This is a genomic window from uncultured Pseudokineococcus sp. (assembly GCF_947499845.1).
In the GTDB taxonomy this organism is placed as follows: Bacteria; Actinomycetota; Actinomycetes; order Actinomycetales; family Quadrisphaeraceae; genus Pseudokineococcus.
Window position 1 is genome coordinate 132,919 of sequence record NZ_CANMPM010000001.1, and the last position, 13,741, is coordinate 146,659.

Below are 13,741 nucleotides of genomic sequence, written 5' to 3' on the forward strand. Positions count from 1 at the left end.
CCTCGCCGGGTGAGCGACGCACCCGCGACCGACCCCTCGACCCCGGCCGCCGGCGCCCCCCGCGAGACGGGGGCGGAGCGCTCGGAGCAGGAGCGGGTCCGCCTCGACAAGCGGGCCCGGATCCTCGAGGGCGGTGGCGACCCCTACCCCGTGAGCGTGCCGCGCACGACGACGCTCGCGGCCGTCCGCGAGCGCCACGCCGGCCTCGGCGCGCAGGCGGTGACCGACGACGAGGTGTCCGTCACGGGTCGCGTGGTCTTCCAGCGCGGTCGCGGCAAGCTCTTCTTCGCGGTGCTGCAGGAGGGCGACGGCACGCGCCTGCAGGTCATGCTCGCCCAGGAGGCGCGGCCCGACCGCGGCCTGCCGGTCGGCGTCGGCGCCGACGCCCTGGCCGCCTGGAAGTCCGACGTCGACCTCGGGGACCACGTCTCGGTCACGGGGCGCGTCGTCACGAGCGGCACGGGGGAGCTCAGCGTGCTGGCGGCCTCCTGGGCGCTCGCGTCGAAGGCGCTGCGGCCGCTGCCCAACCTCTACGAGGGCGCGGAGATGTCCGAGGAGGCGCGCGTGCGCGCCCGGTACGTCGACCTCGTCGTGCGCGACCAGGCCCGCCAGGTGGTGCGCGCCCGCGCCGCCGTCGTCGGCGCCCTGCGCTCGGTGCTCGGCGGGCGCGGCTTCCTCGAGGTCGAGACGCCGATGCTCCAGACGCTGCACGGCGGCGCGAGCGCACGGCCCTTCTCGACGCGCAGCAACGCCTTCGACATGGAGCTCTTCCTGCGCATCGCCCCCGAGCTCTTCCTCAAGCGCTGCGTCGTCGGCGGGCTCGAGAAGGTCTTCGAGATCAACCGCAACTTCCGCAACGAGGGCGCCGACTCCACCCACAGCCCCGAGTTCGCCATGCTCGAGATGTACGAGGCCTACGGCGACTACGACTCGATGGCCGAGCTCACCCGCGACCTCGTGCAGGCGTCCGTGCGCGCCGTCCGGGAGACGGCGCCGGACCTGCTGCTCCCGGAGGCGGACGAGCTGCTGGCCCCCTGGTCGCAGGTGTCGATGTACGGGTCGTTGTCGGCGGCGGCGGGCGCCGTCGTCACGCCGCGGACCCCGGCGGAGGAGCTGCTCGCCCTCGCGGAGCGGGTGGGCATGGCCGTCGGCGACGACGCCGGCGACCGCGGGCACGGCAAGCTCGTCGAGCACCTGTGGGAGCACCTCGTCGTCCCGACGCTCTCCGGCCCGACCTTCGTGCGCGACTTCCCGGTCGAGACCTCCCCCCTCGTGCGCGCCCACCGCAGCGAGCCCGGCGTCGTCGAGAAGTGGGACCTGTACGTGCGGGGCTTCGAGCTCGCCACGGGGTACTCCGAGCTCGTCGACCCGGTCGTGCAGCGCGATCGCTTCGTCGAGCAGGCCCGCCTCGCCGCGGCGGGCGACGACGAGGCCATGCAGCTCGACGAGGACTTCCTCGCCGCCATGGAGACGGGCATGCCCCCCACCGGTGGCGTGGGCATGGGCGTCGACCGGCTGCTCATGGCGCTCACGGGCCTCGGGATCCGCGAGACGGTCCTCTTCCCGCTGGTGCGCCCCGGGCGCTGACCCGCCCGGGCCGGCGCGGGGAGCGGGACGTCCGGGCGGGGCGCCGTCCTACCCTGGACGCGTGGACCTCCTGCCCGTGCTGGGCGCCCTGCTGCCGTCGGCCGCCGTCTGCGCCCTCTTCGTCGTCGTGGTGCGCAAGATGATCTCCGCCGACCGCGACGAGCGCGCCGCGCAGGCGCGCCTCGAGGCGGCCGAGCGGCGCGCCGCCCGCGAGGGTGCGGCTGGTCCGACGGTCGACGGCGACGGCGAGCGCCCGGCCGACGACTCCCGCTGAAGTGGTCGCGCTTTCCCCTCTTCGCCCGGGAAAGGATGTCGGGGCACCGGTCGACAATGCCGGCCGCTTTTGACGCGCGCCATTCCTGCTGCCATCATCCGTGCCGAACGGAAGAGCGGCGCGCGGCCTGCGCGAGCTCTCGCGGGAAATCCGCGGAACGCCTCCCCGGGCCTGCCGGGCCGAGCTCTCCAGGAGTGGACGACATGGCGCAGAAGACGAAGGTCATCCTCATCGACGACGTCGAGGGCGGTGAGGCGGACGAGACCGTGACCTTCGCCCTCGACGGCGTCAGCTACGAGATCGACCTCACGAGCGAGCGCGCGGCCCAGCTGCGCGACGCGCTGGCCCCGTGGGTCGGCCACGCCCGCAAGGCCGGCGGCCGCTCCTCCGGCGGCGCCCGCCGCTCGACCCGCTCCTCGGGGTCGTCCTCCTCCTCGTCCTCCTCCGCGGGCGGCGTCGACACGGCCGCCGTGCGCGAGTGGGCGCGCGAGAACGGGCACACCGTGAGCGAGCGCGGCCGCATCTCCGGCGCCGTCCTCGAGGCCTACAAGGCCGCGCAGGGCTGAGCGCTCCTCCGGCCGACGCACGAGGGCCCCGGCACCTCCGCGTCGGGGCCGGGGCGCGTCGGGGGAGGGGCGCGTCGGGGGAGGGGGCGCGTCAGGGAGCCGTCGCCGGCGCTCGCGGCGCGGACAGGCGCGGGCACGTCCGGCACACGAGCGCGGGGTCGACGGCGTGCGCGAAGCAGCAGGAGCGCCGGTCGCGGGTCCAGCCCGGCCCGCCCGGCGTCGCGTCGGGGCGGGCGCGCGCGGGGCGGCCCAGCGGCTCGGGGGCGAGCGCGAGCACCCGCGCGGCGTCCCGCAGGCCCCCGGGCACGTCGCCGCGGGCGGCCCCGGCCGAGGCCAGCACGGAATCGAGCGCGTCCGCCAGCGGCCCCCAGCGCTGGAGCGAGCCCACGCGCACGCGGGGCGCCCAGAGCGCCTCGACGCGCCGGGCGCAGGCGACGAGGTCCGCGCCGAGCAGCGCCGCCAGGTGGTCCGCGTCGTCGGCCGGCCGGTCGCCGGCGCGCACGGCCGCGGCGTCCCCGGGCAGGCAGCGCGCGCCGGCTCCGACGAGGGCGACGGCGGCCGGCTGGCCGAGCGGACGGGCGCGGCGGACGGCGACGCGCCCGAGGTCGAGCGCCGGCGCCCGGCGCAGGAGGCCGTAGGGCGTCCCGCCCGCCTGCGCGAGGGCGTCGAGCACCCAGCCGAGGACGTAGGTCGGGGCCACCTGGCGGGGCGCGGGGCGGCCGCCGCGCCAGGCCGCCAGGCCGGCGTCCGTCGTGGCGACCCACCGCTCGACGGCTCCGGGCGCCAGGGCCGCGGCGAGCGTCGTCCACCCCGACGCCGGGCCGGGCACCCCGTCGAGCACCCGCACGGCGCGGAGCCCCGCGGCGACGGCGACGCCGTCCAGGGCGTCCGCCAGCGACGTGCCCGCCCCGCCGCCCACCGGCGCCGACCCCGTGAGCGGGTCGGCCGCCGTGCGGGGCGACGGGCTCACGCGCCCCGCAGCGGGGAGATCGTCCAGGAGGCGGAGGCGCTCTCGCCGCGGGCCAGGCGGACGACGTCCGCGCCGCTGTTGAAGGCGTCGGGCGGGCACGTCATGGGCTCGACGGCGAGGCCGGCCCGGTCGAGCTCGGGCTCGGGCCGGTCGGCGGTGTGGACCTGCACCCACGGCAGCACGGCCGGGTCCCACGCGACGGCGGCGCCGGTGCCGCGCGCGTCGACCACCGTGAAGCGGACGAGGCCGTCCTCGCCGGCCGCCAGCCCCGTGAGCGCGTCGTCGAGCTCGACGCCCGCCAGGGGGCGGCCGCCGCGGAGGTCCCGCGGCGTGCCGTCCACGGCGCGGACCTCGCCCGGCAGCATCCGCGCCCCCAGGGCCTCGAGGTAGGAGGACGCGTCGACGGCGGCCGTCCAGTCGTCCACGCGGCCGGTGCCGGCGCTCAGGTACGGGTGGGCCGCGCAGCCCCAGGGCGCCGGGTCGTCGCCGAGCCCGGTGCCCGTGACCGTCGTCGTCAGGCCGGCGTCGTCGAGGCGGTAGGCCACGACGACGTCGACGGCGAAGGGGTAGCCGGCCTGGGGCACCACGCGGGCCGAGAGCTCCAGCTCGGCGGCTTCGGCCGTGCTCGACCCGCCGGTGCGGGCGTAGCGCTCCCAGACGAGCAGCCCGTGCAGGGCGTGCCCGCGCGGGGGCTCGGTGAGCGCGAGCTGCTGCTCCGCGCCCGAGGCGGCGCCGACGCCGTCGAGGCGCCAGCGGCCGTCCACCACGCGGTTCGGCCACGGCGCCAGCACCGCGCCCCGGTAGACGGGGCGCACCTCGTCGGCGCCGAAGGGCACCACCAGGTCGCGACCGTCGTCGGTGAGGGAGCGCAGGCTCGCCCCCACCTCCGTGACGACCGCTCGCAGGGGGCCGTGCTCGAGGACGTGCTGCTCGCCGCTGGGGTGCACGACGCGCGAGGCTAGCGGGCCGCCCCGCCCGGGCCCCTCCTCGGCGGGCGCGGCGGGCGCGGCGGGCCCGTCCTCCCTAGGCTCCCCGGGAGGCGGTCAGCACGGCCGTCCCGCCACCAGGACGGCGCCTGCGCGCCGACCGCCACCCGAGGAGCGAGCGTGTTCGAGGCAGACGACATCCGCGAGTACCGGGGTCACAGGGTCGTCGACGCCGACGGCGACAAGATCGGCGAGCTCGAGGCCGTCTACGTCGACACGGCGACCGACCAGCCGGCCTTCGGCACCATCACGCTGGGCGGCCTCCTGGGGGGCAAGCGCCTCGTCTTCGTGCCCTTCGACGGCGCGACCGTCGGGCCCGACTACGTCAAGGTCGCGTACTCGAAGACCCTCGTGAAGGAGGCCCCGTCCATCGACACCGACGGGGAGCTCAAGGCCGAGGACGAGCCCGCCGTCTTCGCCCACTACGGCAAGCCCGCGGGCGACGGCTCCGGCCGCCGCCTCGCGCGCCGCTGAGCGGCGTGGGGCGGGGCGCTCGGGAGCGGCGCGGCTCCTGGCTCGGCCGCCTCGAGGGGCAGCTCCGGCGGCTCGTCGGGCCGGCCCAGCTCGGCCGGTCCGACGAGCCGGACGCCGAGCGACGGCGGGCGGCGCAGGCGCACCGGGACGCGCACGCCGCGGCGTTCGAGGTCGTCGTCGACTCCAGCGGGCGGCGCTACGTGCGGGCGCGGTCCGCTGATCCGCGGGGCGGCGGCGGGGGCGGGGGCGCCGCCGGAGGCGGCGCCGACGAGGGCCGCTGAGGTCACCCGTCCGGGCCAGCGGGCCCGTCCGCCGTCGGCGAACGCCGGCGGCGGAACACCCCCGGCTCCGCGGGGCGTTGGGCACGTCGGCAGGAGGGCGCCCGTCCGGGGCGGGCGCCCCGCCCAGGTGGTCGACCGGAGTGGCCGACCGCCGCGGGGGCTGCGGGGATAGCATCGAGCGACTCGCAGGGGGACCGCCCTCCGCCGCCAGATCGTCCGCGAGGAGCGCTGCATGTTCGAGAGGTTCACCGACCGAGCTCGTCGAGTCGTCGTCCTGGCCCAGGAAGAGGCCCGGATGCTCAACCACAACTACATCGGCACCGAGCACATCCTCCTGGGCCTCATCCACGAGGGCGAGGGCGTCGCCGCCAAGGCCCTCGAGTCGCTGGGCATCTCGCTGGACTCCGTCCGCGAGCAGGTGCAGGAGATCATCGGCCAGGGCCAGCAGGCGCCCTCGGGCCACATCCCCTTCACGCCGCGCGCGAAGAAGGTCCTCGAGTTGAGCCTGCGCGAGGCGCTGCAGCTGGGCCACAACTACATCGGCACCGAGCACATCCTGCTCGGCCTCATCCGCGAGGGCGAGGGCGTCGCCGCCCAGGTCCTCGTGAAGCTGGGCGCCGACCTCAACCGCGTCCGCCAGCAGGTGCTGCAGCTGCTGTCCGGCTACCAGGGCAAGGAGCCGGCCGCGGCCGGCGGCCCCGCCGAGGGCACGCCGTCGGGCTCGCTGGTCCTCGACCAGTTCGGGCGCAACCTCACGCAGGCGGCGCGCGAGGGCAAGCTCGACCCCGTCATCGGGCGCGCCAAGGAGATCGAGCGCGTCATGCAGGTGCTGTCGCGCCGCACGAAGAACAACCCCGTCCTCATCGGCGAGCCGGGCGTCGGCAAGACCGCCGTCGTGGAGGGCCTGGCGCAGGCCGTCCACAAGGGCGAGGTCCCGGAGACCCTCAAGGACAAGCAGCTCTACACGCTCGACCTGGGGGCCCTCGTCGCGGGCAGCCGCTACCGCGGTGACTTCGAGGAACGCCTGAAGAAGGTGCTCAAGGAGATCCGCACCCGCGGCGACATCGTCCTGTTCATCGACGAGATCCACACCCTCGTCGGGGCGGGCGCGGCCGAGGGCGCCATCGACGCGGCGAGCATCCTCAAGCCGATGCTGGCGCGCGGCGAGCTGCAGACCATCGGCGCCACGACGCTCGACGAGTACCGCAAGCACATCGAGAAGGACTCGGCGCTCGAGCGCCGCTTCCAGCCGATCCAGGTGGCCGAGCCGACGCTGTCGCAGGCCATCGAGATCCTCAAGGGCCTGCGGGACCGCTACGAGGCGCACCACCGGGTGTCCATCACCGACGGCGCGCTCGTCGCGGCGGCGAACCTCGCCGACCGCTACGTCAACGACCGCTTCCTGCCCGACAAGGCGATCGACCTCATCGACGAGGCGGGGGCGCGACTGCGCATCCGCCGGATGACGGCGCCGCCGGACCTGCGCGACTTCGACGAGAAGATCGCCGGCGTCCGCCGGGAGAAGGAGTCCGCGATCGACGCGCAGGACTTCGAGAAGGCGGCGTCCCTGCGCGACGACGAGAAGAAGCTGCTCGCCGCCCGCGCCGAGCGGGAGAAGCAGTGGAAGGCCGGTGACATGGACGTCGTCGCCGAGGTGGACGAGGAGCTCGTCGCCGAGGTGCTGGCCATCGCCACGGGCATCCCGATCGTCAAGCTCACCGAGGAGGAGTCCAGCCGGCTGCTCCACATGGAGGACGAGCTCCACAAGCGTGTCATCGGCCAGGAGGACGCCATCAAGGCGCTCTCCCAGGCGATCCGGCGCACCCGCGCCGGCCTCAAGGACCCGAAGCGCCCCGGCGGCTCGTTCATCTTCGCGGGGCCCACGGGCGTCGGGAAGACCGAGCTCGCCAAGGCCCTCGCGGAGTTCCTCTTCGGCGACGAGGACGCGCTCATCCAGCTCGACATGAGCGAGTTCTCCGAGAAGCACACCGTCTCGCGGCTCTTCGGCTCGCCCCCCGGGTACGTGGGCTACGAGGAGGGCGGCCAGCTCACCGAGAAGGTCCGTCGCCGCCCGTTCTCCGTCGTCCTGTTCGACGAGGTGGAGAAGGCGCACGCCGACATCTTCAACTCGCTGCTGCAGATCCTCGAGGACGGCCGCCTCACCGACAGCCAGGGCCGCACGGTGGACTTCAAGAACACCGTGATCATCATGACGACGAACCTCGGCACACGGGACATCGCCAAGGGCCTGCAGATGGGCTTCCAGGCCGGCGGCGACCTGTCCACCGACTACGACCGGATGAAGCGCAAGGTGGGGGAGGAGCTCAAGCAGCACTTCCGCCCCGAGTTCCTCAACCGCGTCGACGACACGGTCGTCTTCCCGCAGCTCACGCAGGACGAGATCATCCAGATCGTCGACCTCATGCTGGCCCGCCTGGACGGGCGCCTGCGCGACCAGGACATGGCCATCGAGCTCACCCCCGCGGCGAAGCAGCTGCTCGCCACCCGCGGGTACGACCCCGTGCTGGGCGCCCGGCCGCTGCGCCGCACGATCCAGCGCGACATCGAGGACGTCCTGTCCGAGAAGATCCTCTACGGGGAGATCGCCTCGGGGGAGATCATCCTCGTGGACGCCGAGGGCGAAGGGCCGGCGGCGACGCTGACCTTCTCGGGCTCGCCGAAGGGCGAGGTCCCCGACGCGCCGGTGGTCGAGGCCGCCAGCACCGAGTGACCCGCACCGGGCGCCCGACCACCCGTCGGGCGCCCGGACCGCACCACCGCCGGAGGGCGGGACGCCGCGCGCGTCCCGCCCTCCGGCGCGTCCGGGCCCGGCCCGCTCCCGGGCGCGACGGTCCAGCGGGGGCCGACGTGCGCGCGCAGGGCTCAGGCCGGGCGCAGGCCCTCGAGGTGGGCGATCTCCGCGGTCTGGACCGCCGTCATCTCGTCGGCCATCTCCCGCACCTGCAGGTCGACCCCGCCGGCGGCGTGCTCGTCGACCATCGCGAGCGCACCGCGGTGGTGGCGGACCATGAGCTCGACGAAGAGGGCGTCGAAGGCGTCGCCGTCGGCGGCGGCCAGCGCCCGGACCTCCGCGGCGCTCGCCATGCCGGCTCCTCCGCCCGCACCGCCGCCGTGGTGGTCGGCGGAGGCGTCCTCACCACCGCCGGTGACCTCGCCCCGGCCGCTCAGCCACGAGCGCTCCGGAGGCACGTCGGCGCCGCGCCGCTCGAGCCAGGCCACCATGACGTCGACCTCGGGCGCCTGGCCGAGGCGGATGCGCTCGGCGAGGGCGGCGACGCCGGGGTCGCCGGCGCGCCCGGGGGCCAGGCCGCTCATCTCCACGGCCTGGCGGTGGTGGGTCACCATCCCCTGCACGAACTCGACGTCGGCCGCGGCGTAGCGGTCGCCGTCGGTCGGCGGCGCGGCGTCCTCCGGCGCGACCGTCCGTGCCGGCTCCCCGGGGAGCCCCGGCTGCAGGACCGGCACGGAGGCCTCCGCCGTGGGCGGCGCGTACGGCGCCGGCGTCGCCTCGTCGCCGGCGCTGCAGGCCGACGCGCCGAGGGCGACGGCGAGGGCTGCGGCCGCGAGGGCGGCGCGCCGCCGGCGGGTGGCGTCGGGAGCGAGCACGGGACCTCCGGGGCTCTCGTCGGGCGGCGTCCGCGGGATGTCGTCGTCCCGCCGAGTTGCGGCGGATCCTCCCACGATGTCCGTCTCCGGTGGCATGCTCGCCCACTCCTGGTGGTCAGGAGTGACGCGGCGTGAGGGGTACGCCCGTCGGAGAGCGACCCGGGTGAGGGTCGGGAGGGCGAGGGCGGGCATGGCAGCGAGGCGCACGAGCACAGGTCGACGACGAGGCGCCGGGCGCGCGACGGGGCTCACGGCGGGGCGTGCGGCCGGGTCGGTGGCCGGGCGGGCGGTGGTGGCCGGGGCGGCCGCGGCGGCGCTCGTCGCCGGGTCGGCGGCGACGGCCCTGGCCGCGCCCGACCAGGCGCCGGCGGCGCCGTCCGTGCCGGCGGGCGAGGCGCCCACCGGGGTGGGGGAGACGGCGTCCAGCGCCAACCTGCGCCTGACGGCCAACGTCCCCAAGCAGGGCAGCTTCGCCTCGGCGAGCGCCCTCAACAGCGACCTCGCCTTCCAGGGGCAGTACGCCTACGCGGGCAACTACAACGGCTTCGCCGTCTACGACCTCTCCCGCCCGGACGCCCCGGAGCTCGTCACCCAGGTGACGTGCCTGGGCTCGCAGAACGACGTCTCCGTCTACGGCGACGTGCTCGTCCTCTCGACCGACTCCGTGCGCAGCGACGCCTCCTGCGAGTCGACCTCCGTCCCGGCGGCCTCGGCCGACGTCTGGGAGGGGCTGAAGATCTTCGACATCAGCGACCCGCTGGCGCCGGAGTACGTGGCCGCCGTGAAGACGACGTGCGGCTCGCACACCAACACGCTCGTGCCCGACGAGGAGAGCGGCTCGCTCCTCGTCTACGTCAGCAGCTACGGGCCCAGCGCGGCCGCGCCCAACTGCCAGCCCCCGCACGACGCCATCTCGATCGTCGACATCCCGCTGGACGCCATGGAGGACGCCGCCGTCGTCGACGTCCCGGTGATCTTCCCCGACGGCGGCTTCGCGGGCGTCGAGGGCACGGTCCGGCGCCCGACGAGCGGGTGCCACGACATCACGTCCTTCGTCGAGCTCGGCATCGCCGCCGGCGCCTGCATGGGCGACGGCGTCATCTTCGACATCAGCGACCCCCGGGCGCCCGTCGTCACCGAGCGGGTGCAGGACGAGAACTTCGCCTTCTGGCACTCGGCGACCTTCAACAACGACGGGACGAAGGTCGTCTTCACCGACGAGCTCGGCGGCGGCGGCGCGCCGACGTGCACGGCGGAGATCGGCCCGGAGCGGGGCGCCAACGCCATCTACGACCTCGTGGACGGCCAGCTCGAGTTCGCGAGCTACTACAAGATCCCGCGCCACCAGACGCCGACGGAGAACTGCGTCGCCCACAACGGCTCGCTCCTGCCCGTCGAGGGGCGCGACGTCATGGTCCAGGCCTGGTACCAGGGCGGGATCTCGGTCTTCGACTTCACCGACTCGTCGGAGCCCCGCGAGGTGGCCTGGTTCGACCGGGGCCCGCTGTCGACCGAGACGCCGGTCATCGGTGGCTCGTGGTCGGCGTACTTCTACGACGGCCGCATCTACTCCAACGACATCCAGCAGGGCTTCGACGTCCTGCGGCTGCGGGGGTCGGCCTTCAGCCAGGCGCGCCTCGTCGAGCTCGGGCAGCTGAACCCGCAGATGCAGGGCGCGTACACGTCCTGGCGGGACAGCCGCCGCGGCTGACCCGTCCCGCCCGCACGACGCCGCCCCGGACCGCACGCTGGGTCCGGGGCGGCGCTGCGCGCGCGGGGTCCGGGGCGGCGCTGCGCTCGGGGGTCCGCGCGGAGGGCCGAGGAGGGCCACGGGCGCCGGGCGGCGGCCCGGGCCTCGCACTACGGTCGGCCCATGGGCACGACCTCGCAGACGACCATCTCCTCCTCCAGCCCGCTCGCGCCCGACGTCCTCGTCCAGCGGCTCGTCCAGGCGCTGCACGGCGCGGCGGAAGTGGCCTCGAACGAGGACCGGACCACGCTCGTCTTCCCGCCGCCCGCCTCGCCCGTCGGGGACGGCCCGGTGGGGTCGGCGCACCTGCAGGCGGGCGCCGAGACGGTCGTCGTCGACTGCACCGCCCCCGACAGCGAGGAGCTCTCCCGCGTCGAGGACCTGCTGACGACGCGCCTGCGCACCGTGGACCAGGCGGCCGCGGACGCCGTCGTCTGGCGCCGGCACGAGTGACGCCGCCCGAGGGCTCCCGCCCGGCCGCCGTCCTCGTCCGCCCGGCCAGGACCTCCGACGTCCGCGCCGTGCGCGCGCTCACGGCGCCCCTCGCCGAGCGCCGGGTGCTCGTGGCCAAGGAGGCCGTCGCCTACTACGAGGGCCTGCCCGAGCTCGTCGTGGCCGAGCTGGACGGGCGCGTCGTCGGCTGCGGGGCGCTGCACGTCTTCTGGGAGGACCTCGCCGAGGTCCGCACCCTCGCCGTCGCGGACGACGCGCGCGGCACCGGCGTCGGCGGGCTCGTGCTCGCCGAGCTGCTGCGGCGGGCCCGCGACGTGGGCGTCGCCCGCGTCTTCTGCCTCACCTTCGAGACCCGCTTCTTCGCCGCGCACGGCTTCGAGGAGATCGAGGGCACCCCCGTGGCGCCCGAGGTCTTCGCCGAGCTGCTGCGCTCGCACGACGACGGCGTGGCCGAGTTCCTCGACCTCGCCCGGGTGAAGCCCAACACGCTCGGCAACACCCGCATGATCCGCTACCTCGAGGAGTCGGCGCGCGCGCTCGACGCGGCGCGCGGCGCCGGCCCCGGGCCCGCCACGGCGGCTCCTGGCAGCGCGTAGGCGTCGCCGGCGGCCGGGACGACCAGGCCGTCGTCGAGCAGCGAGGCGAGGCAGCGCTCCCGCTGCTCGTCCTGCGGCCAGGCCGCGGCGAGGTCGTCGGCGCCCACGGCGCCCCCGGCGTCGCGCAGCACGGCCAGCAGGCGGCCGCGGACCTGGCGGTCGGTGCCCTCCCAGCGCTGCGCGCGACGGGGCGGACCGTCGTCCGGCGGCGACCCGGCGAGGCGCCAGGCGCAGAGGTCGGCCACCGGGCACTCGGGGCAGCGCGGCGCCCGCGCCGTGCACACCAGGGCGCCCAGCTCCATGACGGCCACGGCCCAGCGCGCGGCCTCCGCGTCGCCCTCCGGCAGCAGGCCCACCGCGCGGGCGTGCTCCGCCGCCGTCAGCGCCGGGGCCGGCCGCGCCGCTCCGCCGACGAGGCGGGCGTGCACGCGGCGCACGTTGGTGTCGACGACGGCGTGGCGGCGCCCGTGGGCGAAGCTCGCGACCGCGGCCGCCGTGTAGGCGCCGACGCCGGGCAGCCCGAGCAGGTCGTCCAGCTCGACGGGCACCTCGCCGCCGTGCCGCTCGACGAGGGCCACCGCGGCGGCGTGCAGGCGCAGCGCCCGCCGCGGGTAGCCCAGCCGGTCCCACGCCCGCACGGCCTCCCCGGGCGGGTCGGCGGCGAGGGCCGCCGGGGTGGGCCAGCGCTCGAGCCAGCGCCGCCAGGCGGGCAGGACCCGGGCCACCGGCGTCTGCTGGAGCATGACCTCGCTGACGAGGACGCCCCAGGCGTCCCGGTCCGCCGCGCGCCACGGCAGGTCCCGCGCGGCGACGTCGTACCAGGCGAGCACCCGCCCGTGGAGCTCCTCCGGCGCCACCGTGACGGGCTCGCTGGCCCCGCCTCCGGTGGCCCCGTCCCCGGTGCCGCCTTGCTCCGGGCGTCGGACGTCGGCGCTCAGACGTACCGCTCGAGGATGCTGGACTCGGCCAGGCGGGACAGGCCCTCGCGGACGGCGCGCGCCCGCTGGTCGCCGACGCCCTCGACGGCCATGAGGTCGTCGATGCCCGCGGCGAGCAGCTGCTGCAGCCCGTCGAAGTGCTGGACGAGGCGCTCGACGATGGCGCCCGGCAGGCGGGGGATCTTGTGCAGCAGGCGGAAGCCCCGGGGGCTGATGGCGCTGTCGAGGTTCTCCCCGCCGCCGCCCGTGAGCGACAGCGCCCGCGAGACGTGCGCGAGGTCGACGAGCTCGGTGGACTCGAGCCGCGCGAGGTCGGCGAGCACCTCCGGCACGGACGCCCCCAGGCGCTCGGGGTCGGTGTAGTCGCGCAGCACGAGCTCCTGGTCGGGGCCGATGCCGCCGATGAGCTCCTCGAGCTGCAGGGACAGCAGGCGCCCGTCGGAGCCGAGCTCGACGACGTACCCGGCGATCTCCTCGGAGATGCGCCGCACCATCTCCTGGCGCTGGACCACGGCGGCGACGTCGCGGACGGTGACGAGGTCCTCGATCTCCAGCGCGGACAGCGTGCCCGCGACCTCGTCGAGGCGGGACTTGTAGCGCTCGAGCGTCGCGAGGGCCTGCTCCGCGCGGCCGAGGATGGCCGCCGAGCCCTCGAGGACGAAGCGCCGGTCGGCGACGTACAGCGCCACGATGCGCATCGAGGCGCTCACGGAGATCACCGGCATGCGGGTCTGCTTGGCCACCCGCTCCGCCGTGCGGTGCCGGGTGCCGGACTCGGAGGTCTCGATCGTCGGGTCGGGCACGAGCTGCACGGCCGCGCGCAGGATCTTGCTGGCGCCCGCGTCGAGCACGATGGCGCCGTCCATCTTGGCCAGCTCGCGCAGCCGGGTGGCCGAGAAGTCGACGTCGAGGGTGAAACCGCCGCTGCACAGGGACTCGACGACCTTGTCGTGCCCCAGCACGACGAGCGCGCCGGTGCGGCCCCGCAGGATGCGCTCGAGCCCGTCGCGCAGCTCCGTGCCGGGGGCGACGGCGGCCAGGGTCGCGAGGAGCAGCTCCTCGGGCGAGCGCTCGACCATCGTCTCCCTCAGCCCCGCGCGGTGCGGCGCGCCGGTCGGCGAGCCGCAGCGAAGGCTACCGGCGGCTCGCCCGCCGCCGAGCCGCCGACGGCGGTCGTCGCCGAGCCGTGACCCGCGGCGTCACGGCGCCCGCACCCCGCTCGTCGCCCGTCACCGCCGG

At 76.1% G+C, this 13,741-nt stretch carries 14 protein-coding genes; 9 read left to right on the forward strand and 5 right to left on the reverse strand.

What is annotated here, in order from left to right; translation table 11 throughout:
- The first annotated feature begins 9 nt into the window (after window positions 1–9).
- From lysS to Q0789_RS00630, 3 genes are all read left to right on the forward strand, one after another.
- Window positions 10–1,587 (forward strand): lysine--tRNA ligase, encoded by a 1,578-nt coding sequence (lysS, locus tag Q0789_RS00620; RefSeq protein WP_298801268.1) that lies wholly within the window; start codon window positions 10–12, stop codon window positions 1,585–1,587.
- A gap of 61 nt (window positions 1,588–1,648) precedes the next feature.
- Window positions 1,649–1,861, forward strand: coding sequence for a hypothetical protein (locus tag Q0789_RS00625; RefSeq protein WP_298801269.1), 213 nt, complete (start codon window positions 1,649–1,651; stop codon window positions 1,859–1,861).
- Between the two features lie 203 nt (window positions 1,862–2,064).
- Window positions 2,065–2,427, forward strand: coding sequence for an Lsr2 family protein (locus Q0789_RS00630; protein WP_298801270.1), 363 nt, complete (start codon window positions 2,065–2,067; stop codon window positions 2,425–2,427).
- A 91-nt stretch (window positions 2,428–2,518) separates the two neighbouring features.
- Here the strand turns inward: Q0789_RS00630 and Q0789_RS00635 are convergent, their stop codons facing one another.
- Together Q0789_RS00635 and Q0789_RS00640 are read right to left on the reverse strand one after the other, a co-directional pair.
- Window positions 2,519–3,397: a hypothetical protein gene (locus Q0789_RS00635; protein WP_298801271.1), complete on the reverse strand. Its 879-nt coding sequence runs from the start codon at window positions 3,395–3,397 to the stop codon at window positions 2,519–2,521.
- Entirely contained in the window at window positions 3,394–4,344 is a 951-nt protein-coding gene (locus Q0789_RS00640; protein WP_298801272.1) for an aldose 1-epimerase family protein, read from the reverse strand. Before Q0789_RS00640 ends, Q0789_RS00635 begins: the two co-directional genes overlap by 4 nt.
- A gap of 159 nt (window positions 4,345–4,503) precedes the next feature.
- Here Q0789_RS00640 and Q0789_RS00645 point away from each other — a divergent pair, with 159 nt between their 5' ends.
- From Q0789_RS00645 to Q0789_RS00655, 3 genes are all read left to right on the forward strand, one after another.
- Complete coding sequence (locus Q0789_RS00645) at window positions 4,504–4,857, forward strand: PRC-barrel domain-containing protein (protein ID WP_298801273.1); 354 nt, start codon at window positions 4,504–4,506, stop codon at window positions 4,855–4,857.
- A 5-nt stretch (window positions 4,858–4,862) separates the two neighbouring features.
- Window positions 4,863–5,138 carry a hypothetical protein gene (locus Q0789_RS00650; RefSeq protein WP_298801274.1) on the forward strand — a complete coding sequence of 92 codons (276 nt, stop codon included), beginning with the start codon at window positions 4,863–4,865 and terminating at the stop codon, window positions 5,136–5,138.
- A 232-nt stretch (window positions 5,139–5,370) separates the two neighbouring features.
- Window positions 5,371–7,869, forward strand: coding sequence for an ATP-dependent Clp protease ATP-binding subunit (locus Q0789_RS00655; RefSeq protein WP_298801275.1), 2,499 nt, complete (start codon window positions 5,371–5,373; stop codon window positions 7,867–7,869).
- A 152-nt stretch (window positions 7,870–8,021) separates the two neighbouring features.
- Here Q0789_RS00655 and Q0789_RS00660 read toward each other — a convergent pair whose 3' ends face one another.
- Window positions 8,022–8,765, reverse strand: coding sequence for a DUF305 domain-containing protein (locus Q0789_RS00660; protein ID WP_298801276.1), 744 nt, complete (start codon window positions 8,763–8,765; stop codon window positions 8,022–8,024).
- Window positions 8,766–8,955: 190 nt separating this feature from the next.
- Between Q0789_RS00660 and Q0789_RS00665 the strand changes: the two genes are divergently transcribed.
- From Q0789_RS00665 to Q0789_RS00675, 3 genes are all read left to right on the forward strand, one after another.
- Window positions 8,956–10,476, forward strand: coding sequence for a hypothetical protein (locus Q0789_RS00665; protein ID WP_298801277.1), 1,521 nt, complete (start codon window positions 8,956–8,958; stop codon window positions 10,474–10,476).
- 162 nt (window positions 10,477–10,638) lie between these two features.
- Window positions 10,639–10,968: a DUF2218 domain-containing protein gene (locus tag Q0789_RS00670; RefSeq protein WP_171203427.1), complete on the forward strand. Its 330-nt coding sequence runs from the start codon at window positions 10,639–10,641 to the stop codon at window positions 10,966–10,968.
- Window positions 10,965–11,564, forward strand: coding sequence for an amino-acid N-acetyltransferase (locus tag Q0789_RS00675; protein WP_366917577.1), 600 nt, complete (start codon window positions 10,965–10,967; stop codon window positions 11,562–11,564). The genes Q0789_RS00670 and Q0789_RS00675 overlap by 4 nt, the downstream gene beginning before the upstream one ends.
- Here Q0789_RS00675 and Q0789_RS00680 read toward each other — a convergent pair.
- The gene (locus tag Q0789_RS00680) at window positions 11,480–12,421 is read right to left on the reverse strand and encodes an A/G-specific adenine glycosylase (protein WP_298801279.1); all 942 of its coding nucleotides are present in this window, start codon (window positions 12,419–12,421) and stop codon (window positions 11,480–11,482) included. The two genes, Q0789_RS00675 and Q0789_RS00680, sit on opposite strands and share 85 nt — an antisense overlap.
- 77 nt (window positions 12,422–12,498) lie before the next feature.
- Window positions 12,499–13,581, reverse strand: coding sequence for a DNA integrity scanning diadenylate cyclase DisA (disA, locus tag Q0789_RS00685; RefSeq protein ID WP_298801280.1), 1,083 nt, complete (start codon window positions 13,579–13,581; stop codon window positions 12,499–12,501).
- Between the last annotated feature and the right edge of the window lie 160 nt (window positions 13,582–13,741).

Coding starts and splice junctions, on each gene's coding strand:
- Q0789_RS00665 (WP_298801277.1), top strand. CDS start 8,956: ATGGCAGCGAGGCGCACGAGCACAGGTCGACGACGAGGCGCCGGGCGC.
- Q0789_RS00655 (WP_298801275.1), top strand. CDS start 5,371: ATGTTCGAGAGGTTCACCGACCGAGCTCGTCGAGTCGTCGTCCTGGCC.
- Q0789_RS00670 (WP_171203427.1), top strand. CDS start 10,639: ATGGGCACGACCTCGCAGACGACCATCTCCTCCTCCAGCCCGCTCGCG.
- disA (WP_298801280.1), bottom strand. CDS start 13,581: ATGGTCGAGCGCTCGCCCGAGGAGCTGCTCCTCGCGACCCTGGCCGCC.
- Q0789_RS00630 (WP_298801270.1), top strand. CDS start 2,065: ATGGCGCAGAAGACGAAGGTCATCCTCATCGACGACGTCGAGGGCGGT.